Annotated in this window: 22 protein-coding genes; 18 read left to right on the top strand and 4 right to left on the bottom strand. The window is 72.1% G+C overall.

Annotated elements, in window-relative coordinates:
* The first annotated feature begins 12 nt into the window (after positions 1–12).
* The 4 genes from ACFVU9_RS09695 to ACFVU9_RS09680 all read left to right on the top strand — a co-directional run bounded on the left by ACFVU9_RS09695 (position 13) and on the right by ACFVU9_RS09680 (position 2417).
* A complete protein-coding gene (locus tag ACFVU9_RS09695) occupies positions 13–354 on the top strand; it encodes a DUF3618 domain-containing protein (protein WP_380435152.1) in 342 nt (113 codons plus the stop codon).
* 182 nt (positions 355–536) lie between these two features.
* Positions 537–839, top strand: a complete 303-nt coding sequence (locus ACFVU9_RS09690; RefSeq protein ID WP_329929219.1) for a co-chaperone GroES — start codon at positions 537–539, stop codon at positions 837–839.
* A gap of 41 nt (positions 840–880) precedes the next feature.
* On the top strand, positions 881–1192 hold the full coding sequence (locus tag ACFVU9_RS09685; protein ID WP_387591724.1) for a hypothetical protein: 312 nt from the start codon (positions 881–883) through the stop codon (positions 1190–1192).
* Between the two features lie 46 nt (positions 1193–1238).
* Entirely contained in the window at positions 1239–2417 is a 1179-nt protein-coding gene (locus ACFVU9_RS09680; RefSeq protein WP_387591721.1) for a winged helix DNA-binding domain-containing protein, read from the top strand.
* Between the two features lie 25 nt (positions 2418–2442).
* Here ACFVU9_RS09680 and ACFVU9_RS09675 read toward each other — a convergent pair whose 3' ends face one another.
* Entirely contained in the window at positions 2443–4782 is a 2340-nt protein-coding gene (locus tag ACFVU9_RS09675; protein WP_387591718.1) for a transglycosylase domain-containing protein, read from the bottom strand.
* Between the two features lie 312 nt (positions 4783–5094).
* Here ACFVU9_RS09675 and ACFVU9_RS09670 point away from each other — a divergent pair, with 312 nt between their 5' ends.
* From ACFVU9_RS09670 to ACFVU9_RS09620, 11 genes are all read left to right on the top strand, one after another.
* On the top strand, positions 5095–5907 hold the full coding sequence (locus ACFVU9_RS09670; protein ID WP_380491288.1) for an ABC transporter permease: 813 nt from the start codon (positions 5095–5097) through the stop codon (positions 5905–5907).
* Positions 5900–6754 carry an ABC transporter permease gene (locus tag ACFVU9_RS09665; RefSeq protein ID WP_380501533.1) on the top strand — a complete coding sequence of 285 codons (855 nt, stop codon included), beginning with the start codon at positions 5900–5902 and terminating at the stop codon, positions 6752–6754. Before ACFVU9_RS09670 ends, ACFVU9_RS09665 begins: the two co-directional genes overlap by 8 nt.
* Before the next feature lie 27 nt (positions 6755–6781).
* A complete protein-coding gene (locus tag ACFVU9_RS09660; protein WP_380435158.1) occupies positions 6782–7741 on the top strand; it encodes an ATP-binding cassette domain-containing protein in 960 nt (319 codons plus the stop codon).
* Between the two features lie 234 nt (positions 7742–7975).
* The gene (locus ACFVU9_RS09655) at positions 7976–9208 is read left to right on the top strand and encodes a glycosyltransferase (RefSeq protein ID WP_387591713.1); all 1233 of its coding nucleotides are present in this window, start codon (positions 7976–7978) and stop codon (positions 9206–9208) included.
* Between the two features lie 35 nt (positions 9209–9243).
* Positions 9244–10539 (top strand): nucleotide sugar dehydrogenase, encoded by a 1296-nt coding sequence (locus ACFVU9_RS09650; RefSeq protein ID WP_387591844.1) that lies wholly within the window; start codon positions 9244–9246, stop codon positions 10537–10539.
* Between the two features lie 111 nt (positions 10540–10650).
* Complete coding sequence (locus tag ACFVU9_RS09645; RefSeq protein WP_380501529.1) at positions 10651–11946, top strand: DUF445 domain-containing protein; 1296 nt, start codon at positions 10651–10653, stop codon at positions 11944–11946.
* Between the two features lie 176 nt (positions 11947–12122).
* Positions 12123–13190, top strand: coding sequence for an adenosine deaminase (locus ACFVU9_RS09640; protein ID WP_380435161.1), 1068 nt, complete (start codon positions 12123–12125; stop codon positions 13188–13190).
* Positions 13191–13359: 169 nt separating this feature from the next.
* Positions 13360–13917 carry a hypothetical protein gene (locus ACFVU9_RS09635; RefSeq protein ID WP_380435162.1) on the top strand — a complete coding sequence of 186 codons (558 nt, stop codon included), beginning with the start codon at positions 13360–13362 and terminating at the stop codon, positions 13915–13917.
* A gap of 105 nt (positions 13918–14022) precedes the next feature.
* Entirely contained in the window at positions 14023–14859 is an 837-nt protein-coding gene (locus tag ACFVU9_RS09630; protein ID WP_380501527.1) for a DUF4097 domain-containing protein, read from the top strand.
* Positions 14859–15785, top strand: a complete 927-nt coding sequence (locus tag ACFVU9_RS09625) for an ATP-binding cassette domain-containing protein (RefSeq protein ID WP_387591708.1) — start codon at positions 14859–14861, stop codon at positions 15783–15785. Before ACFVU9_RS09630 ends, ACFVU9_RS09625 begins: the two co-directional genes overlap by 1 nt.
* The gene (locus tag ACFVU9_RS09620; protein ID WP_380501523.1) at positions 15782–16546 is read left to right on the top strand and encodes an ABC transporter permease; all 765 of its coding nucleotides are present in this window, start codon (positions 15782–15784) and stop codon (positions 16544–16546) included. The genes ACFVU9_RS09625 and ACFVU9_RS09620 overlap by 4 nt, the downstream gene beginning before the upstream one ends.
* A gap of 58 nt (positions 16547–16604) precedes the next feature.
* On the opposite strand, the gene ACFVU9_RS09615 is transcribed toward ACFVU9_RS09620, so the two are convergent.
* The gene (locus ACFVU9_RS09615; protein WP_380435166.1) at positions 16605–16973 is read right to left on the bottom strand and encodes a hypothetical protein; all 369 of its coding nucleotides are present in this window, start codon (positions 16971–16973) and stop codon (positions 16605–16607) included.
* 218 nt (positions 16974–17191) lie between these two features.
* Positions 17192–18043, bottom strand: coding sequence for a helix-turn-helix domain-containing protein (locus ACFVU9_RS09610; RefSeq protein ID WP_387591704.1), 852 nt, complete (start codon positions 18041–18043; stop codon positions 17192–17194).
* A gap of 163 nt (positions 18044–18206) precedes the next feature.
* Between ACFVU9_RS09610 and ACFVU9_RS09605 the strand changes: the two genes are divergently transcribed.
* From ACFVU9_RS09605 to ACFVU9_RS09595, 3 genes are all read left to right on the top strand, one after another.
* Positions 18207–18569: an ATP-binding protein gene (locus ACFVU9_RS09605; RefSeq protein WP_380435167.1), complete on the top strand. Its 363-nt coding sequence runs from the start codon at positions 18207–18209 to the stop codon at positions 18567–18569.
* Entirely contained in the window at positions 18566–18829 is a 264-nt protein-coding gene (locus tag ACFVU9_RS09600; RefSeq protein ID WP_380435168.1) for a hypothetical protein, read from the top strand. Before ACFVU9_RS09605 ends, ACFVU9_RS09600 begins: the two co-directional genes overlap by 4 nt.
* A gap of 89 nt (positions 18830–18918) precedes the next feature.
* The gene (locus ACFVU9_RS09595; protein ID WP_387591700.1) at positions 18919–19464 is read left to right on the top strand and encodes a hypothetical protein; all 546 of its coding nucleotides are present in this window, start codon (positions 18919–18921) and stop codon (positions 19462–19464) included.
* A gap of 15 nt (positions 19465–19479) precedes the next feature.
* On the opposite strand, the gene ACFVU9_RS09590 is transcribed toward ACFVU9_RS09595, so the two are convergent.
* Positions 19480–19881: transposase (locus ACFVU9_RS09590; RefSeq protein ID WP_387591697.1), on the bottom strand; the 402-nt coding region annotated here is incomplete at its 5' end.

Genomic DNA, 19881 nt, shown 5'->3' with positions numbered 1-19881 from the left:
GGGGTGGCCCGAGTGGGCGAGGCGAGCACGCAGGACAAGTCGGCGCGGACGACCGCCCAGATCGAGGCGGACATCGCCCGGACCCGCACCAAGCTGGCGGAGACCCTCGACGAGCTCGCCATGCGCGTCCACCCGACGACGATCAGTGCCCAGGTGAAGGCCAAGGCCGTCGCCGCGGTCGAGGAGAAGACGGCCCGCGCTTACGTGGCGGCCAACGGCGCGGTGGAGAAGCTGCGGGCGCAGTTCGTGGACGAGAAGGGGCAGCCGCGCAAGGAGCGGATCGTTCCGGTGGCGCTGGTCGGCGTGGGCGTGGTGCTGCTGCTGGCCTCGGCGCGGAAGCGCCGCAAGGGCTGAGCGGAGTTCGTCGACGGGCCGGGCGCGGTTGAGCGCCCGGCCTTCCGCATGCCGGGCCAGCGTCACGCCGTCCGCCCGGGGGCGGTACCTTCGGGATCGTGAGTACGAACGACGAACCGACCGCCAGGACCACCCTCGACGTGCCCCGGCACGACCGCCTGGGCGAGAAGCTCCCGATCAGGATGCTGCACGACCGCGTCCTGGTGAAGCTGGACAGCGGTGAGGGCGAGCGCCACTCCACCGGCGGGATCATCATCCCGGCCACCGCGGAGCTGTCGAAGCGGTGCGCGTGGGCGGAGGCCGTCGCGGTGGGCCAGAGCGTGCGCGCGGTGGAGCCGGGTGACCGCGTCCTGTACGACCCGGAGGACAAGCTGGAGGTGGAGGTCCGCGGCGCCACCTACGTGCTGCTGCGCGAGCGCGACCTGCACGCCGTCGCGGCGATGCGCTTCGGTGACACCGAGGGCTCGACCGGCCTCTACCTGTGAGGCTTCCGAGACCCTGGAAGCGTGCGGGGAGGCGTCCGGCCGTGGTGCGGCTGCGCTACTTCTTCGAGGCGGGCGTCGACGTGCCGCTGTGGCCCGACGACGTCGACAGTCCGTACGGGCACCCGATCGAGCTCGACCGGCTGCCGATCGGTGCGGAGCTCGCGGCGGAGCTGGGCGGGCTGTCCGACTGGTTCCAGTCCTCGATCGACTGGGACTACCCGCCGGACCCGTCCCCGTGGCCGGCGGAGGAGAAGGCGCGCTTCAACGCCCGCGCCCGGGCGGCCCTGGACGCGTTGCGCCGGGAGCTCGGTGCGGGCTGGGAGGTCGAGGACCGGTTCCGGCCGGTGGACTGACGCGTCCCGGCCGTGGATTGTCGGTGCCGGGCGGTACGGTCCGGGCATGACGACGCGTGTGCCGGTGATCGGGGACGACGAGCGGCGGGCCCGGGTGGGGTGGCGGCACCTGCTGGCGCCGTCCGCCCGCGTGGCGTGGGTGGAGGAGGCGGCGGACGCGGTCGTCGGGCTGCACGCGACGGACGCCGCGACGGTGTACCTGTCGGCGTGCGCCCGGTTGCTGGAGCCGTCGGCGGCCGAGGTGGAGCGGGCGCTCTACGAGGACGTCTCGCTGGTGAAGCTGCTGTCGATGCGGCGGACGATATTCGCCGTGACGGAGGAGTTCGCGCCGTACGTGAGTTCGTCGACGGCGCGGGCGATCGCCGCGAAGGAGCGGGCGACGCTGCTGAAGCACCTGCGGGACCACGCCGAGGGCTGGGACGAGGCCCGGCTGGCGGCGGCGGAGCGCGCGGTGCTGGCCGCGCTGGCGCGCCGTGGCGAGGCGACGACGCAGCAACTCGGCGAGGACGTGCCGGAGTTGCGCGAGCAGATGCTGATGTCGGCGGGCAAGCCGTACGAGGCCAAGCAGAGCGTCGGCAGCCGGCTGCTGCGGCTGCTGGCGGCGGACGGGCACGTGCGGCGCGGCCGTCCGCGGGGGTCGTGGCTGAGCAGCAGCTACCCGTGGGCGCCGGTGCCGCAGTGGCCGGACGTGCCGGTGCGGGAGGCGAAGGCGGAGGTGGCGCGGCGCTGGCTGGCCTCGTACGGGCCGGCCACGGTCGAGGACGTGAAGTGGTGGACGGGCTGGACGCTGGGGGACACCCGCAAGGCGCTGGCGGACGTCGGAGCCGAGGCGGTGGAGCTGTCCGGCGGGGTGCCCGCACTGGTCCTGCCGGGGGACGCGGAGCCGGTGGGCGGGCCGGAGCCGTGGGCGGCGCTGTTGCCGGGGCTGGATCCGACGGTGATGGGCTGGCGCGGGCGGGACTGGTACCTGCGGCCGGAGGACGTCCCGGCGTTGTTCGACCGGGCGGGGAACGCCGGTCCGACGGTGTGGTGGTGCGGCCGGGTGGTCGGCGGCTGGGCGCAGCGGGCCGACGGTGAGCTGGTGTGGCGGTTGTTCGGGGACGTCGGGGCGGAGGCGGAGACGGCGATCGCGGGGGAGGCGGCGCGGTTGGCGGGTTGGCTGGGGGAGGTGCGGGTGACGCCGCGGTTCCGGACGCCGTTGGAGCGGGAGTTGGTGGCGGGGTAGCGGCGGTGGGCCGGAGCCGTCCGCGTCACGGCGCCGCGGGCTGTGTCGCCGCGCCCGTGGGCGGCGCGGTGGCGGAGGCCGGAGGCGTGGGCTTGGGCTGGTGCGTCTGGCTGGGGCGGGGGGTGGCGCTCGGCTGGTCCTGGGTGGGGGTGGGTGCGGGCGCCTGGGGGCTGGGTGCGGCGGGGCCGGGTGTCGGCTCGCCGGGGGTGGCCGTGGGCCGGGCCGGTGCGGCGGCGGTGGGGGTGGGTGCGGGCGCGGTGCCGGGGGGCGTGGCGCCGGGGGTGGGAGTGGTGCCGGGGCTGGGCGTGGTGCTCGCGGGGGCGCTGCTGGTGGGCCAGTTGTACTGGCCGCCGCCGTTGCCGTGTCCGGTCTGGAGGTCGAAGTGCTTGACCTCGGTGCCGTCGAGGGCGTCGGTCATGTAGGCGGTCCAGATCTTGGTGGGGAAGGTGCCGCCGTTGATCCGGGTGAGGCCGGCGGTGCCGGCCAGCGGCTCCTTGGCGTGGGTCTTCGGGTTCTCCCGGAACAGGCCGACGGTGGTGGTGAGTTGGGGGGTGAATCCGGCGAACCAGGCGGAGAGGTTGGAGTCGGTGGTGCCGGTCTTGCCGGCGGCGGGCCGGCCGAGGTCGAGGGCGGCGTTGCCGGTGCCGCGGGTGACGACGTCGCGCAGGACGTCGGTGACGGTGTCGGCGGTCTGCCGGTCGAGGGCGTCGGTGGCGGCGTGGTCCGGCATCTTGGGTACGTCGATGGATCCGGAGCCGGTGTTGAGGCGTTCGAGTTTGAGCACGGACCACGGGGTGTGCGCCTGGCCGTGGTTGGCGAGGGCGGCGTAGACGCCGGCCAGGTCGAGGGCGCTGGGGGTGGCGGTGCCGAGGGTCATCGAGGTGTTGGACGGGTCCATGCCGGGGACGTTGTCGGGGATGCCGAGCTTGACGGCGGTGTCGCGGACGCGGGCGAGTCCGGCGTCGACGCCCTCCTGCGCGTACACGGAGTTGACGGACTTCACCATGGCGTAGCGCAGCGTGATGTTGCCGTAGTCGATGTCGTCCTCGTTGGGCGGTGCGTACGGGGTGGGGCCGCCGGTGACGTGGCGTTCGCTGGTGCCGTCGTAGCGGGTGTCGGGGGTGATCGGGTGGCCGTCGGGGGCGTGCTGGGCGAGGAGGCCGGCGGCGAGGTCGATGGGCTTGAAGGTGGAGCCGATCTGGTTGTCCTGGCGCAGCGCGTCGTTGTAGGGCTGTTTGGCGTAGTCGGGTCCGCCGTAGACGGCGACGACGCGGCCGGTGGCGGGTTCGACGGAGGCGCCGGCGACGCGGACGTCGGTGTCGGTGGTGGGTCGGCTCTTGGGGTCGAGTTCGTCGGTGAGTTCCTGTTGGACGGCCTTGGTGAAGGCGTCCTGCTTGGGCCTGTCGAAGGTGGTGGTGATGCGCCAGCCGCCGGCCTTGAGGGTGGCGGCGTCGATGATGCCGGCGGAGGTGAGGTAGTCGTCGGCGACGCCGACGAGGTAGCCGGCCTGTCCGGAGAGTCCGGTGGTGGGCTGGGGGTCGATGGGTTCGGGGAAGGTCTCGGCGGCGCGGTCGGCGGCGCTGAGGAAGCCGAGTTGGACCATGCCGTCGAGGGTGTAGTTCCAGCGGGCGATGGCCTTGTCGCGGTTGGCGGGCTTGGCGGTCTTGACGTCGTAGGAGCTGGGAGCCTGGAGGAGCGCGGCGAGGTAGGCGCCCTGGGCGGGGGTGAGTTCGGAGACGTCGGTGCCGTAATAGGCGTGGGCGGCGCTCTGGATGCCGTAGGCGCCGCGGCCGAAGTAGCTGCTGTTGAGGTAGCCGGCCAGGATCTCGTTCTTGTCGCGCTGCTGGTCGACCTTGAGGGCGATGAACAGTTCGCGGCCCTTGCGGGCGATGGTCTGGTCCTGGGTCAGGTAGTAGTTCTTGACGTACTGCTGGGTGATGGTGGAGCCGCCTTGCGTGCCCTTGCCGATGAGGGTGTTCCAGCCGGCGCGAAGCATGCCCTTCAGGTCGATGCCGCGGTTCTGGTAGAAGGTGCGGTCCTCGGCGGAGACGACGGCGTGCTGGGTGTCGAGCGGGATCTTGTCGATGGTGACGTCGGTGCGGTTGACGGCGCCGGTGCGGGCGATCTCGGTGGCGCCGTCGGAGTAGAGGTAGATGTTGTTCTGGGCGACGGCGTGGGCGTTGGGGTCGGGCACCGGGACGATGACGTAGAGCACGGCGAAGGCGGCGACGGCGGTCATCAGCAGGGTGACGACGGTGCCGAGGACGACTCGCCAGGTGGGCAGGAGTCGGCGCCAGAGCGGGAGGGCGCGGCGGGCCTGGCGTCGCAGGGCCCGTTTGGCCTGGCGGCGGGTGCTCACGGTCATGCCGAGATTATGTGCTATTTGACTGGCGCTCAGGTGTCGTCGGCCTCTGGCGGGCGTGTGCTCGCGGCGAGTTCGTCGGGCGCGGGGGTGATGGGAGCCCGGTCCGGGGGTCGGTCAGGGCGCCGGTGAAAACCGGGTGCGGGGCTCGGGGCCCGGCGGTACGGTGAAAGGTGCAAACCACATAGCGCACCCGGTTCTGGCAGCTCCGCCCGATCGGCCCGGTACCCCCGGGTCCGGCAGGTCGGAGCCACTGGGGCGTGCGCGGACGCCTGCGGGCCGTCCTGTGCCCGTATTTGTCGACAAGGAGACAATATGCCGAATGCGCCCGGGCTCTACGCCGCCGTCGCGCGCGGATCCTTCCGCCGCTACTCCACCTACCGGGCCGCCACCCTGGCCGGCACCTTCACCAACACCGTCTTCGGCATCATCCTGGCCTCCTCCTTCCTCGCCCTCTGGCAGGCCCGCCCCAGCCTCGGGGGCTACGACCAGAGCCAGGCCGTCACCTACATCTGGGTCAGCCAGTCCCTGCTGGTCACCGTCGCCGTGTGGGGCGGCGGCTTCCAGGACGACGTCCAGGACCGCTTCCGCAGCGGGGACATCGCCGTCGACCTCTACCGTCCGGTCGACTTCCAGGGCTGGTGGCTGGCCACCGACCTCGGCCGGGCCGCCTTCCAGCTGCTCGTCCGCGGCACCGTGCCGCTGCTGGTCGGCGGGCTGGTCTTCCGGATCCGGCTGCCCGAACACCCGCTGACCTGGGCGGTCTTCCTGCTCTCTGCGCTGCTCGCGACCGTGGTCAGCTTCGGGCTGCGCTTCCTCGTCTCGATCACCGGCTTCTGGCTGCACGACTCGGAGGGGGTGCGCTCGGTGATGCTCGTCGTCTCGATGTTCTTCTCCGGGATGCTGCTGCCGATCGCGCTCTTCCCCGGCCCGCTCGGCACGCTCGCGCACGTCCTGCCGTGGGCGGCGCTGATCCAGGCGCCGACGGACGTCTTCCTGGAGCGCCGCACCGGCGCCGGCCTGCTCGGCCCGCTCGGCTTCCAGCTCGCCTGGGCCGTCGTGCTGCTCGCCGCCGGCCGCGCGGCCCAGCTGCTGGCGACCCGCCGGGTGGTGGTCCAGGGTGGCTGAGACCCTCGCACCCGCCGTACCCCGGGACGGCCTGGCCGTCCGCACCGCCTGGGCCGTCCGCTCCTGGTGGATGTGCGCCTCGATGTGGATGCGCTCGACGATGGCCTACCGGGCGTCGTTCGCGCTGAACCTCGGCGCGAGCCTCGTCACGCACTCGCTCGACTTCGTCGTCCTGGTGCTGATGTTCCGCCACACGAACCAGCTCGGCGGCTGGACCCTGCCCGAGCTGGCCTTCCTCTACGCCACCGCCACCTTCTCGCTCGGCGTCGCCAACCTGCTGGTCGGCTCGGTCGACGGCCTCGGCCAGCGGATCGTCAACGGCACGCTGGACACCATGCTCATCCGGCCCGCCCCGGCCCTCGCCCAGCTGTGCGCCGAGCGCTTCTCGCTGCGCCGCCTCGGCCGCCCGGTCCAGGCACTCGTCGTGCTCGTCTGGTCGCTGGCCGAGCTGCACGTGACGTGGACCTGGGACCGCGTGCTGCTGGTGCCCGTCCTGCTGGTGTGCGGCTGCGTCATCTTCGGCGCGATCTGGATCGGCACGGCGACCGTCCAGTTCTGGTGGGGCGAGGCCAAGGAGATCCAGAACTCCGTCACCTACGGCGGCGCCACGCTGCTCCACTACCCGCCGACGATCTTCGCGAAGGAGCTCGTCGCCGGCGTCGTCTTCGGCGTCCCGCTGGCCTTCGTCAACTGGCTGCCCACGCTGCGCATCCTCGATCGCCCGGACCCGCTCGGCCTGCCCACCGCGTTCCAGTACGCCTCCCCGGTGGCCGCCGCGCTCTGCACCGCCGCCGCCGGCCTCGCCTGGCGCGCCGGGCTGCGGGCGTACCGCGGGACCGGCAGCTGAACCCCACCACTTCGTAAGGAACTCCCCATGGCACTGATCGAACTCGAAGACGTCCGCCGCACCTTCACCGTCCGGGCCCGCACCGGCCGGTTCAGCCGGGTGAAGCGCGAGGTGCGCGCGGTGGACGGGCTCACCTTCGCCGTCGAGGCCGGCGAGTGCGTCGGCTACATCGGCCCGAACGGGGCCGGCAAGTCGACCACCATCAAGATGCTCACCGGCATCCTCGTCCCCAGCGGCGGGCGGCTGCGCGTCGCCGGGGTGGACCCGGCCCGCGAGCGCGTCGCGCTGGCCCGCCGGATCGGCGTGGTCTTCGGCCAGCGCACCACGCTCTGGTGGGACCTCCCGCTGCGCGACTCCTTCGAACTCGCCCGCCGGATCTACCGGATCCCCGATCCGAGGTACCGCGAGAACCTCGCCCGCTGCGTCGAACTCCTCGACCTGGCGGCGCTGCTGGACACCCCCGTGCGCCAGCTCTCGCTCGGCCAGCGGATGCGCGGCGACCTCGCCGCCGCGCTCCTGCACGACCCGCAGGTGCTGTACCTGGACGAGCCGACCATCGGCCTGGACGTGGTCAGCAAGAGCAGGGTGCGCGAGTTCCTCCGCGAGGTGAACCGCGACCGCGGCACGACCGTCCTGCTCACCACCCACGACCTGACCGACATCGAGCAGCTCTGCGACCGGGTGATGGTCATCGACCACGGCCGGGTCGTCTACGACGGCGGGCTGGCCGGCCTGCACGACGCGGGGGAGAGCGAGCGGACGCTGGTCGTCGACCTCGCCGAGGCCCGCCCGCCGATCGAGGTGCCCGGCACGCGGGTGGTCAGGGTCGAGGGCCCGCGGCAGTGGCTGGCCTTCCCCGCGAAGGAGAGCGCCGCGCCGCTCGTCGCGGCGGTGGCGGCGCGGTACCCGCTGGTGGACCTGTCGGTGCGAGAGCCGGCGATCGAGGACGTGATCGCGCGGATGTACGCGGAGGTCGCGATCGGCTGAGAGCGGTTGAGAGTGACTGAGGGCGGCTGAGAACGGCCGGGATCTCGCAGGGTGAACCGCCGGCCGTCCGGTTGACCGCCGTCGCCCGTCCGGGGAGTTCCGTGACTCCCCGGCGGGTGCGCGGGTTGAGCCTGCGTCGACGTGCGCACCACGCACCGCGCACGGCGGACCCGATCGCCCACCGCACACCCCGACCGCCCACCGCACCGAGCACCCGAGGGGCAGCACGACCCGATGACCGGACCCGACGTGACCGTGGTGGTCGCGGTCTACAACACCATGCCCTACCTCACCGCCTGCCTGGACTCGCTGGTCGCCCAGACCCTCGCCCCCGGCCGGTTCGAGGTCGTGGTCGTCGACGACGGCTCCACGGACGGCGGCGAGGCCGTGCTGGACGACTACGCGGCCCGCCACCCCGGCCTCTTCCAGGTGGTGCACCAGCGCAACTCCGGCGGCCCGGCCGCCCCCACCAACCGGGCCCTGGCGTTGGCCCGCGGCCGCTACGTGCTGTTCCTCGGCGCGGACGACTGGCTCGGCGGCGAGGCCCTGGAGCGGCTGGTGACGGCGGCCGATGCGTGGGATTCGGACGTCGTCGTGCCCAAGCACGTCGGGGTGAACGGCCGGCTGGTGCCGCAGGGGATCTTCCACGCCAGCGCCGAGTCCGTCGGCTTCGCCGACTCGGCGCTCGCCTGGGCCCTGTCCGACACCAAGCTGTTCCGCCTCGACCTCATCCGGCGGCACGGGCTCTGCCGCGACGAGGGGCTGAAGGTCTTCTCCGACCAGCCGTTCACCCTGGAGGCCTGCCTGCGGGCCGGGCGCGTCTCCGTCCTCGCCGACTACGACTGCTACTTCCTCGTGCTGCGCGAGGACCGCGGCAACGTCACCGAGCGCGCCTCCGTCCTGGACCGGCTGCGCGGCATCGCCGCCCTCCAGCAGGTCGCGGCCGACCTCGCCGAACCGGGGGAGGAACTCGACGCGATCCGCGCCCGCAGCTTCGCGTGGGACGTGCCGCGCCTGCTCCGGGACGGCTTCCTGCTCCTCGACGACGACGTGCAGCACCGCGTCTGCGCCGAGGTCGGCCGCCTGGTCGACTGCTTCGGCGCCCGCGAGGTCTTCCACCGGCTGCCCGTCCCGGACCGGCTGCGCCTCGAACTGGCCGCCGCCGGACGGCCGGAGGCGCTGCGCGACCTGATCCGCTACGAGGCGGCGCACGGCGAGCCGCCGGCGGTCGTCGAGGGCCGCCGCCACTACGCCGGCTACCCGGCCTTCCGGGACGGCCAACTCGGGCTGCCCGACGAGCTGTTCCTCCTGCGAGAGACGGCCGAGACGGCGGACCCTGCGCCACCGCCGCCCAACCTCGCCCAGCAGCTGTGGCGCGGCATCGTCCCGGAGCACCTGCGCCGCGGCCTGCGGCGCTCTCCGGTGTGGCGCCGGCTGGCCAACTCGGTGAACGGAGGCCGGGGATGAGCGGGACCGGGCAGGGCGGAACGGGGCAGGGCGGGCTGGACGTCTGCGTGGTCGGCCTGGGCAAGCTCGGCCTGCCGCTGGCCGTGCAGTTCGCGCTCAAGGGCCACCGGGTGACGGGCGCCGACATCGCGCCCCGGGTGGTCCGGTCCGTCAACCGGGGAGTGCCTCCGTTCCCCCGTGAGGAGGGTTTGGACGAGGCCCTGAAACGGGTCGTCGCCGAGGGGCTGTTGACCGCGACGACCGACACCACCACCGCCGTCGCCGGGGCGGAGGCCGTCGTCCTGGTGGTCCCCCTCGTCACCGCGGCCGACGGCACGCCGGACTTCGCCCTGCTCGACGCCGCCACCGACGCCGTCGCCGCCGGGCTGCGCCGGGGCACGCTCGTCAGCTACGAGACGACGCTCCCGGTCGGCGTCACCCGCGGCCGCTGGGCGCCCCGCCTCGCGGCCGGCTCCGGGCTGGCCGCCGGGGCGGACTTCGCCCTGGTCTTCAGTCCGGAGCGGGTGCGCACCGGCCGGGTCTTCGCCGACCTGCGGCGCTACCCCAAGCTGGTCGGCGGCGTCGACGCGGCGTCCACCCGGCGCGGCGCCGAGTTCTACCGCGCCGTGCTGGACTTCGACCCGCGCCCCGACCTGCCCCGGCCCAACGGCGTCTGGGAGCTGGCCTCGGCGGAGGCGGCCGAGTTCGCCAAGCTCGCCGAGACGACGTACCGGGACGTCAACATCGCGCTGGCCAACCAGTTCGCGCGGTACGCGGACCGGATCGGCGTCGACTTCGCGGCCGTCGCCGACGCGTGCAACTCGCAGCCGTACAGCCACCTGCACCGGCCGGGCATCGCGGTCGGCGGGCACTGCATCCCGGTCTACCCGCGGCTGTACCTGTGGAACGACCCGACGGCGACGGTCGTCCGGGCCGCGCGCGCGGCCAACCTGGAGATGCCCGGGTACGCGGTCGGGCTGCTGGACGGCGCGCTCGCGGGCGGCGTGGCCGGGCAGGGCGTGCTGGTGCTCGGCGCGTCGTACCGGGGCGGCGTCAAGGAGACGGCGTACTCGGGGGTGTTCCCGCTGGTCGAGGCGCTGGCGGCGGCGGGTGCGCGGCCGTACGTCGCCGATCCGCTGTACGACGGGGACGAACTGACGGCGCTCGGGCTGCCCCCGCACGCCGGGGAGCCGGTGGCGGCGGCGGTGCTGCAGGCGGACCACCCGGAGTACCGGGAGCTGGGGCCGGAGAACCTGCCGGGGGTGCGGGTGCTGCTGGACGGGCGGCGGTGCACGGATCCGGAGCGGTGGGCGGCACCGGGGGTGCGGCGGATCGTGCTGGGCGGGGCGTGAGGGGGCCGGGTGGGGCGTGAGGGGGCCGGGCGGGGTGTGAGCTCAGCCGTCGGGGGCGCGTGATCGCGGGGCGCGCCCCCGCTCGCGCTGCCCAGCGGGCAGACTGGCGGGGTGAGCGACGAAGCCTTCAGCGGGACCGGCCCCGGGGTCAGGTTCACCGCGGCCGATGAGGAGAAGAGACGCGGCGTCCGCCGGATGAAGACCATCGCGACCGGCCTGCTGGCCTTCGCGACCCTGGTCTTCGCCCTGTCCACGTGGGCCAAGGCGGCCGGCGCGGGCGCCTGGGCCGGGTACGTGGCCGCCGCCGCGGAGGCGGGCATGGTCGGCGCGCTGGCCGACTGGTTCGCGGTGACGGCGCTGTTCCGCCGCCCGTTCGGCCTGCCGATCCCGCACACCGCGATCATCCCGACGAAGAAGGACGCGTTCGGCCGCTCGCTCGGCGACTTCGTCGGGGAGAACTTCCTCTCCGGCCAGGTGGTCCGCGGCCGGCTCGCCGCCCTCGGCATCGGCCGCCGGCTGGGGGAGTGGCTGGCCGCGCCGGGCAGCGCCGAGCGGGTCACCAAGGAGGCGTCGGCGGCGCTGCGCGGCGTGCTCGCGGTGCTGCGCGACGACGACGTGCAGGCGGTCGTCGGCGAGGCGGTCACCAGGCGGGCGGCGGCCACGTCGGTGGCCGAACCGATGGGCCGGATGCTGGGCAAGGTGGTCGCGGACGGCGGGCACCACGGCGTGGTCGACCTGGTGGCCGTCCGCGCGCACGGCTGGCTGACGGCCAACCACGAGGAGGTCGTGCAGCGGGTCACCCAGAAGACGCCGGGCTGGACGCCGAAGTTCATCGACCACCAGGTCGGCGAGCGGGTCTACAAGGAGCTGATGCGGTTCGTCACCGACATCAGGGACGACCAGGACCACCCGGCCCGCGGCGCGATCGACAAGTTCCTCGCCGACTTCGCCACCGAGCTCCAGACGGACCCGGAGACCATCGCCCGGGTCGAGCGGGCCAAGGTCGAGATGCTCGCCCGCCCCGAGGTGCAGGACCTGATCGCCTCCACCTGGGCGGCCGTCCGCACGCTGGTGCTGAACGCGGCGGAGGACGAGGACAGCGAACTGCGCCGGCGCATCCGCGACGGCGTGCGGCGCCTCGGCGCACGCCTGGCCACGGACGCCAAGCTCCAGGCCAAGGTGGACGGCTGGCTCCAGGACGCGGCCCGGTACCTGGTCGACACGTACCGCACGGAGATCACCTCGCTGATCTCCGAGACGGTGGCGGGCTGGGACGCCGACGACGCGTCGCGCAAGATCGAGGCCAACGTGGGCCGCGACCTGCAGTTCATCCGCATCAACGGCACGGTGGTCGGAGCCCTGGCCGGCCTGCTGATCCACACGGTGGCGGTGTCCCTGGGCGGCTGACCGGGGACCTTCCCGCGCTCCGCCCAGGCCCCGTGCCTCTCCTCGGCTCCAACCTCGCGTTCCTCTTCCCCCTCACCTCGGTCTCCCCGCAGCCCTCCGGCCCTTCCCGCCGACGGCCCCCTATCCTTGGCGACACAGCGAACGCGCGTAGAGCAGCAGGAAAGAAGGGAACGACCGTGGTCCAGCCGGACGGAAGTCGGATCGGAAACCCCACCGGGGCCCGGGGCATCGAGGCGTTCATCGCCGGCATGCCCAAGGCGGAACTGCACGTCCACCACGTCGGCTCGGCCTCGCCGCGGGTCGTCGCCGAACTGGCCGCCCGCCACGCCGGGCAGTCGAAGGTGCCGGCCGATCCGGCGGCGCTCGCCGAGTACTTCACCTTCACCGACTTCGCGCACTTCATCGAGGTGTACCTGAGCGTCGTGGACCTGGTCCGCGATGCCGAGGACGTCCGCTCGCTCACCTACGGCGTCGCCGAGGACATGGCGCGCCAGAACATCCGGTACGCCGAGCTGACGATCACCCCGTATTCCTCGGTGAAGCGCGGCATCCCGGAGGTCGCCTTCATGGAGGCGATCGAGGACGCCCGCTTGCGCGCCGAGAAGGAGCTCGGCGTCGTGCTGCGCTGGTGCTTCGACATTCCGGGCGAGGCGGGCCTGGAGGCCGCCGAGGTCACCGCGCGGCTCGCGACGGAGCTGGCGCCGGAGGGCCTGGTGAGCTTCGGCCTGGGCGGTCCGGAGATCGGTGTGCCGCGCCCGCAGTTCAAGCCGTACTTCGACCGGGCGCGCGCGGCCGGTCTGCGCTCCGTCCCGCACGCCGGTGAGACGACCGGCCCGGAGACGGTGTGGGACGCGCTCCGGGTGCTGGGCGCCGAGCGGATCGGCCACGGCACGCAGTCCGTGAAGGACCCGGCGCTGCTGGACTACCTGGGCGAGCACCGGATCCCGCTGGAGGTCTGCCCGACCTCGAACATCGCCACGCGCGCGGTGGAGCGGATCGAGGACCACCCGATCAAGCAGATGGTGGACGCCGGGCTGCTGGTCACGATCAACAGCGACGACCCGCCGATGTTCGGCACGGACCTGAACACCGAGTACGCGGTGGCGGCGCGGCTGCTGGGCCTGGACGAGGCGGGCGTGGCCGGGCTGGCGCGCAACGCGGTGGAGGCGTCGTTCCTGGACCAGGCCGGCAAGGCGCGGCTGGCCGGCGAGATCGACGCGTACCTGGCGGGGTGGCAGGGCTAGTTCCCCGCGTTCTCCCTGCGTTTCCCCTGGTGAACCGCCCCGTCGGCCTCGGTCGGCGGGGCGGTTCCGCGTTGTTCGGCGCCATGTTTCCGGGGGTGGTGCTTACATGGCGCCAAAGTGGTGCCATTAATCGCTCGACATGGCGCCACCCCCGTGCCATAGTTGAGCCATGGACCTCACGCCGTACGTCGAAAACCTTCGGAACGAGCTCGCGGTGGCCGCGGGCACGGGCGGGGAAGAAGCCCGTGCGCTGGCCGAGCGGCTGACGCTGCCGCTGGAGTCGGCCGTGCGGCTCACGCTGCTCAACGCCCTGTCGGCCGCCACGAGTGAGATCACCCGTGAGCTCGCGCCGGGCTCGGTGGACGTGCGGCTGCGCGGCACGAACCCCGAGTTCGTGGTGAGCGTGCCGCCGAGCAGTGACGCCTTCCCGCACGAGGTGGAGCCGGTCGCGCCGCCGATGGCGCCATCACTGGCGCCACTGGCGCCGCCCGTGGCGTCGGAGTCGGACGAGGGCGGCACTGCCCGGATCAATTTCAGACTCCCGGCCCACCTCAAGACGAGGGCCGAGGATGCCGCCGGGCAGGAGGGCCTGTCGCTCAACGCCTGGCTGGTCCGGGTCGTGGCGGGCGCGCTGGAGGGCGGCGAGCCGGTCGCGAGGCCGGCCGTCCAGCCCCAGCCGCAGTCCCGGCGCGGCCGGGGGCAAGGGTTCACCGGCTGGGTCCGGTAACGCTTCTCCGCACCACCCGTACGGCCTGCACTGCTTCACACCATCAACGTCACCCCCGCTCCGACCAGCGGGAACAGCCTTCGAAGCCAAGAGGACGGGACAGCCATGCCCACGTACGAGACCAACGGCCCGATCACCGCCGTCATCGAGTTCGACATCGCCTCGGTGCGGATCCGCGCCGGCAAGCGCACCGACGTCGTCGCCGAGGTGACGCCGTCCAACTCCGCCGTCGAGCTGGACGTCAAGGCCGCGCAGCAGACGAAGGTCGACTTCGCCGGGGGCCGGCTCACCCTGAAGGGCCCCCGCAAGCGCAACGTGTTCGGCCGCGTCGGCTCGGTCGACGTCCTGATCGAGCTGCCGGCCGGCTCGGAGGTCGACGGTGACGCCCCGCTGGCCACCTTCGTCACCGAGGGCCCGCTCGGCGACTGCCGGGTGAAGACCTCGCTCGGCCGGATCCACGTGGACAGCGCGGCGAACGTCTGGCTCAAGACGGACAGCGGGGACGTCCGGCTGGGCTCGGCCGACGGCGACGCGGAGGTCTCCGGCCTCGGCCGGATCGAGATCGGCACGGTGCTCGGCGCGCTGACGGTCAAGAACAGCACCGGCGACACCGAGGTCCGCGAGGTCCACGGGGAGCTCAAGGCCAACGCCTCCTTCGGCCGGATCGAGGTCGGCACCGCGCACGCCGGGGTGGACGCCAAGACGGCGCACGGCCCGATCCGGATCGGCCGGGTGGAGCGCGGCCTGGTGTCGCTGCAGACGGCCCTCGGGGAGCTGGAGGTCGGCATCGCGGAGGGCACGGCGGCCTGGCTGGACGTGCACAGCAAGCACGGCCGGCTGCGCAACGAGCTGGGCGCGACGGAGGGTCCGGGCGAGGCCCGCGAGACCGTCGAGGTCCGGGCGCAGACCGAAATGGGCGACATCACCGTCCGGCGGGCGTGATGGCGGCGATCTCGGCGGTCGGACTGACCAAGGCGTACGGGGAGAAGGTCGTGCTGGACGGCATCGACCTGGAGATCGCGGCGGGCACGGTGTTCGCCCTGCTGGGGCCGAACGGCGCCGGCAAGACGACGACGGTGGAGATCCTCTCCACACTGATTCCGGCGGACGGCGGGGTGGCCCGGGTGGCCGGGCACGACGTCGTCCGCGAGGGGGACGGAGTCCGGGCGGCGATCGGGGTCACCGGGCAGTTCTCGGCGGTGGACAACCTGCTGACGGCCGAGGAGAACCTGATGCTGATGGCGGACCTCAACCACCTCCGCCGTCGGGAGGGGCGGAGGCGGGCGGAGGAGCTGCTGCGGCGGTTCGACCTGACGGAGGCCGCGCGGAAGCCGGTGTCCACCTTCTCGGGCGGGATGAGGAGGAAGCTCGATCTGGCGATGACGCTGGTCGGGGATCCCCGGGTGATCTTCCTGGACGAGCCGACGACGGGGCTGGATCCCCGCAGCCGGCGCACGATGTGGGAGATCATCCGGGGGCTGGTGGCGGACCACGGGGTGACGGTCTTCCTCACCACGCAGTACCTGGAGGAGGCGGACCGACTCGCCGACCGGATAGCCGTGCTGGACGGTGGCCGGATCGTGGCGGAGGGCACGGCCGAGGAGCTCAAGCGGATCGTTCCGGGCGGGCGGATCCGGGTGCAGTTCGCGGACGCGGGCCAACTCGATGCGGCGGCGGAGCTGTTCGACTACGCGACGGCGGACGCCGAGGGGCTGCGCCTGGACATCCCGGGCGACAACTCGGTGGTCACGGTGAAGGCGGTGCTGGACGCGCTCGACAACGCGGGCGTGCGGGCGGAGTCGCTGGTCGTGGAGACGGCGGACCTGGACGACGTGTTCCTGACGCTGACGGGGGAGGGCGCGCGATGAGTGCGACGTACGTGATGAGCGACTCGCTCACGATGCTGCGGCGGAACCTGAAGCACGCGCTGCGGTACCCGGCGATGACGTTCTCGGTCGTGCTGATGCCGGTGATGATCCTGTCGCTGTTCAACTACGGGTTCGGCGGGGCGCTGGGCGCGGGGATCGGCGGTGGGAACTACATCGACTACGTGGCGCCGGGGATCGTGCTGATGACGGCGACGGCGGGGTCGGTGGCCACGGCGGTGGGCGTCTGCGTGGATATGACCGAGGGGATCGTCAACCGTTTCCGGACGATGGCGATATCGCGGTCGGCGTTCCTGGCCGGGCACGTGGTCGGGAGCGTCATCCAGACGATGGTCGCGCTGGTGCTGGTGATAGGCGCGGCGCTGGCGATGGGGTTCCGGCCGCACGCGGGGTTCGTGGAGTGGCTGGCGGCGGCGGGGCTACTGGGGTTCGTGACGCTGGCGCTGACGTGGATATCGGCGGGGATCGGGCTGGTGTCGAAGACGCCGGAGAGCGCGAGCAACACGCCGCTGCCGCTGACGTTCCTGCCGTTCATCGGGAGCGCGATCGTCCCGCCGGATTCCATGCCGACGGTGCTGAGGTGGTTCGCGGAGTACCAGCCGTTCACGCCGATCATCGAGACGCTGCGGGGGCTGCTGATGGGGACGGAGATCGGCAGCAGCGCGTGGAGTGCGCTGGCGTGGTGCACGGGCCTGACGGTGGTCGGGTTCGTGTGGTCGAAGAAGGTGTTCTACCGGAGGTGACGGGGGTATCGCCGGTACGGCCCGGGTGACGGAGACGTCACCCGGGCCGGGGGCGTTGCTACCAGCGGTCGATGCCCATGGTGTTGGCGGCGCTGTGGATGGCGTTGTAGTGGGGGATGGACATGTCCGACTTCTTGTCCTTGGGCGGGAGGTTCTTGTCCTTGGCGCGGAACTCGTCCCGGGCGGAGGCGAGGAGCGAGGTGCCGTAGGAGACGGGGACGTCGGGCTTGCCGTGGACGGGGTGGGACTTGGCGGCCGTCTGGCTGCCGGCGTTGGCGAGGATGTTGCGGGCCTGGTTGTAAGCGGCGGCCTTGACGGTGGAGGGGTTGCGGGTGGAGGAGGAGACGGAGGGGGTAGCGGAGGCCACCGGGGCAGCGACGACACCGAGGGCCGCGATGGTGGCGAGGGAGACGAGAACGTTTCGCATGGTCGTGTTCATGATGGCGTCGCTACCCCGTGGTTAGAGGTCGAACTCCCCGGATCGGATCGCAGCGACCAGATCCCGCCATTCGGCGGTGGTGAGTTGGGCGATGCCATCAGGAACCAGACTGCTCCGCACATAGACGGTGTCTGAGGAGACCGCTATCTCAGGGCAGCTCGCTCCATCCGGGCACGCTTCCGGCCGCTTCCAGTGAAGTGTTTCCATCAGATCTCTTTCTTGATCAGCCGTATGACATCGCGAGACTGGGCCTCCGTCAGTGATCGCTCTGTCATCGTGTTGATGATGTGGCGGTAATTCTCCAGCTGCTTCTGCTCGTGGAGGAAAGCTGGTCCGCCGACCGCGTCGAGCTGGACCGTGTCGAGTCGAGGCACCGGTCCCATCGCGTAGATGATGCCTTGCCCGGCGCCCATGAAGCCGTTGGAGCTGAAGCTGACCACCCGCAGCGTCACGTGGTCCAACTCCGAGTACTCAAGCATCTTGTCCAGCTGGCGCTTTGCTGCGTCACGTCCGCCGAACAGCATGCGCAGAGCAGCCTCGTGCACCAAAGCCGAGTAGGGCCGAGCTCCTTCGCCCATCACCAATGCCGACCGTCGAACCCGATGCTCGACACGGGCCTCCAGGAGGCGCGGTGAGAGCGGCGGGTAGAGATCCTTGAAGATTGCTCTCCCGTACTCCTCGGTCTGCATCGCTCCTGGCACATGCGAGACCTGGTACGTGCGCATTCCTCTGGCGAAATGCTCCATCTCCGCGATGTCGAGGAATCCCGTCGGCACAGATCCTCGGAACTCCTCCCACCAGCCCCGATGGCGTTCCTCGGCCATGACCCCAAGCGCCTCCACGTACTCGGCATCGCCCTCCTCGAACTCGGAGGCGAGCATGCGTACGCGGTCGGCGCTGATCGGGTAGTTCCCCTTCTCGATCTGCGTGATCTTCGTTCTGGCGAAGCCGAACAGCGCGGCAGCTTGGGCGGTCGTGCGGCCAGCGCAGTCGCGCATCTTCCGCAGCTCGGTTCCTACCCGTTCCTGCCTTGCTGATGGGGTAGTTCGTGGTGGCATGCCCCAAGCATCCATCGCGACCCATCGGAGGGTCCAGCAATCCACCGATCGAGTGAAGGCTGGTGGTAGAAGTACCCCAACATGTACCACTCATGCTCTACAGTCGGTGCTGCGCCGATCACTCGCTGGCGCGTCAAATCCCTTACACCGCTGGGAGAATCCCATGCGTAACCTCAACTCGCCCTCCCTCACGATCTCCCGTGAGGCCCTCCGCGAAGCGATGGCCAGGGCCGGATGGCCGCCCTCCGCCATCGCCGACGCCGAACTCGCGCTCGTCGAACTGATCGTCAACGCCTGGCGTCACGGCGAGACGACGTCGCCCGTCGTCCTGATCGTCTTCCTCCGCAACACCCTCCGGGTCACCGTCGCCGACCGCAGCGCGACGCTCCCTGAACCCCGGAACCCCTCCGCCCTCTCCGAGACCGGCCGGGGCCTCCAACTCGTCAAGGGCCTCACCCACCGCTGGGGCGTGGAGCCCCAGAAGCTCGGCAAGACGGTCTGGTTCGAGCTGGACGGTGCCGCGTGAACGCCCTGCATCCGATCCACCCCTCCGACCCCGCGATCCGGCACCTCACCACCCGCCAGATCATCGAGCTGATCGTCGAACTGCGATCCGAGAGCCGCGAATTCGGCCTTCTCTGGCCCTCCGCCAAACCCGGCGAGACCGCGATGAACGGCCGCGTGCTGGTGAACCTCGGCAACATCCCGGCCAGCACGCTCATCAATCTGCTGGCGCTGCTGCGCGACTACAACCGTCACCGGGGCCACCGGTGCTCGGACTGCTGATCCTGATCATCCTGGCGGCCGTCGTCGGGGCGGTCTGCGAAGCCCGGACCCGAAAGGTCCGCAGGGGCCGGTGAGGCATCCTGGTCGCCGTGAACCTCTCCTTCGCCCCGCCGCCCCCGTACGACCTCGGCCCGGACCCGGACCTCCACCTCTGGCTCGCCGAGTGGGTCGAGCTGATGCCCGACCGGATCGTCCACCTCGGATCCGACGACGGCCGCAGCCACGGCCGGTTGTGCTGGGACGTGTTGGAGCCGACCGGCCTGCTCCACCCGCACTGTGGACACTGCAAGCACGGGCACGGGGGTCCGCAGGATGTGCGGGCGATGGAGGCCGCGCTGGCGATCGTGGTGTCGCCGGAGGAGGCGCCACCGTGGATCGCCGGCACCCTCATCCGGGACCTCGTGTACCGGGGCGGGGACGGCCCGATGCGACCGGTGGCCGACGCGATCGGCCTCGGGCTGGTGTCACTGCTGGGCCCGGATGCCCAGTGGCGGGCCAACGGCTCGACGGCGTACGGAGAAGGGCCGCGGGGGCGCGTGTCGTGGCGTTCGGTCACCGAGGCGACGTTCGACGCGGCGATCGTCGGGATCGGCAACGGTCACGCGGTGGTGATCGCAGCGACGGGGGAGGACTAGGTTCTGTACGGCGGATCATCGTCGGAGCCAGAGTCGGATTGATGCGACGGTGACGGTGCCGTGGAAGACGTAGGCGCGCTTGTCGTACCTGGTGGCGACCGCTCGGAAGCCCTTGAGGCGGTGGATTGTGCGCTCGACTTCGTTGCGCCTCTTGTAGGTCTCCTTGTCGAATCCGGTGGGCCGACCGCCCCGGCTGCCGCGCCGCAGGCGGTTGGCCCGCTGGTCGCGGGGCTCGGGGATGGTGTGGCTGATTGCGCGTCGGCGCAGGTAGGCGCGGATGCGGCGCGCGCTGTAGGCCTTGTCCGCGGTGACGTGGTCCGGCCTGGTGCGCGGCCGGCCGCCGCCCGGTCGCGGGACCCTGATCCGTTCCATGACGGCCTCGAACTGTGTGGAGTCGCCGGTCTGGCCCGGTGTGAC

Origin of the sequence: Kitasatospora sp. NPDC057936 (assembly GCF_042887525.1) — a bacterium.
In the GTDB taxonomy this organism is placed as follows: domain Bacteria; phylum Actinomycetota; class Actinomycetes; order Streptomycetales; family Streptomycetaceae; genus Kitasatospora.
The sequence above is the reverse complement of the archived record's forward strand: the minus strand, read 5'-3'. Positions and strand labels throughout refer to the sequence as shown.

What these genes read in the sequence shown, in the direction of transcription:
- ACFVU9_RS09690 (WP_329929219.1), top strand. Translation starts at nt 537, where the DNA reads ATGCTGCACGACCGCGTCCTGGTGAAGCTGGACAGCGGTGAGGGCGAG.
- ACFVU9_RS09680 (WP_387591721.1), top strand. Translation starts at nt 1,239, where the DNA reads ATGACGACGCGTGTGCCGGTGATCGGGGACGACGAGCGGCGGGCCCGG.
- ACFVU9_RS09675 (WP_387591718.1), bottom strand. Translation starts at nt 4,782, where the DNA reads ATGACCGTGAGCACCCGCCGCCAGGCCAAACGGGCCCTGCGACGCCAG.
- ACFVU9_RS09670 (WP_380491288.1), top strand. Translation starts at nt 5,095, where the DNA reads ATGCCGAATGCGCCCGGGCTCTACGCCGCCGTCGCGCGCGGATCCTTC.
- ACFVU9_RS09660 (WP_380435158.1), top strand. Translation starts at nt 6,782, where the DNA reads ATGGCACTGATCGAACTCGAAGACGTCCGCCGCACCTTCACCGTCCGG.
- ACFVU9_RS09655 (WP_387591713.1), top strand. Translation starts at nt 7,976, where the DNA reads ATGACCGGACCCGACGTGACCGTGGTGGTCGCGGTCTACAACACCATG.
- ACFVU9_RS09635 (WP_380435162.1), top strand. Translation starts at nt 13,360, where the DNA reads ATGGACCTCACGCCGTACGTCGAAAACCTTCGGAACGAGCTCGCGGTG.
- ACFVU9_RS09630 (WP_380501527.1), top strand. Translation starts at nt 14,023, where the DNA reads ATGCCCACGTACGAGACCAACGGCCCGATCACCGCCGTCATCGAGTTC.
- ACFVU9_RS09625 (WP_387591708.1), top strand. Translation starts at nt 14,859, where the DNA reads ATGGCGGCGATCTCGGCGGTCGGACTGACCAAGGCGTACGGGGAGAAG.
- ACFVU9_RS09620 (WP_380501523.1), top strand. Translation starts at nt 15,782, where the DNA reads ATGAGTGCGACGTACGTGATGAGCGACTCGCTCACGATGCTGCGGCGG.
- ACFVU9_RS09615 (WP_380435166.1), bottom strand. Translation starts at nt 16,973, where the DNA reads ATGCGAAACGTTCTCGTCTCCCTCGCCACCATCGCGGCCCTCGGTGTC.
- ACFVU9_RS09610 (WP_387591704.1), bottom strand. Translation starts at nt 18,043, where the DNA reads ATGCCACCACGAACTACCCCATCAGCAAGGCAGGAACGGGTAGGAACC.
- ACFVU9_RS09605 (WP_380435167.1), top strand. Translation starts at nt 18,207, where the DNA reads ATGCGTAACCTCAACTCGCCCTCCCTCACGATCTCCCGTGAGGCCCTC.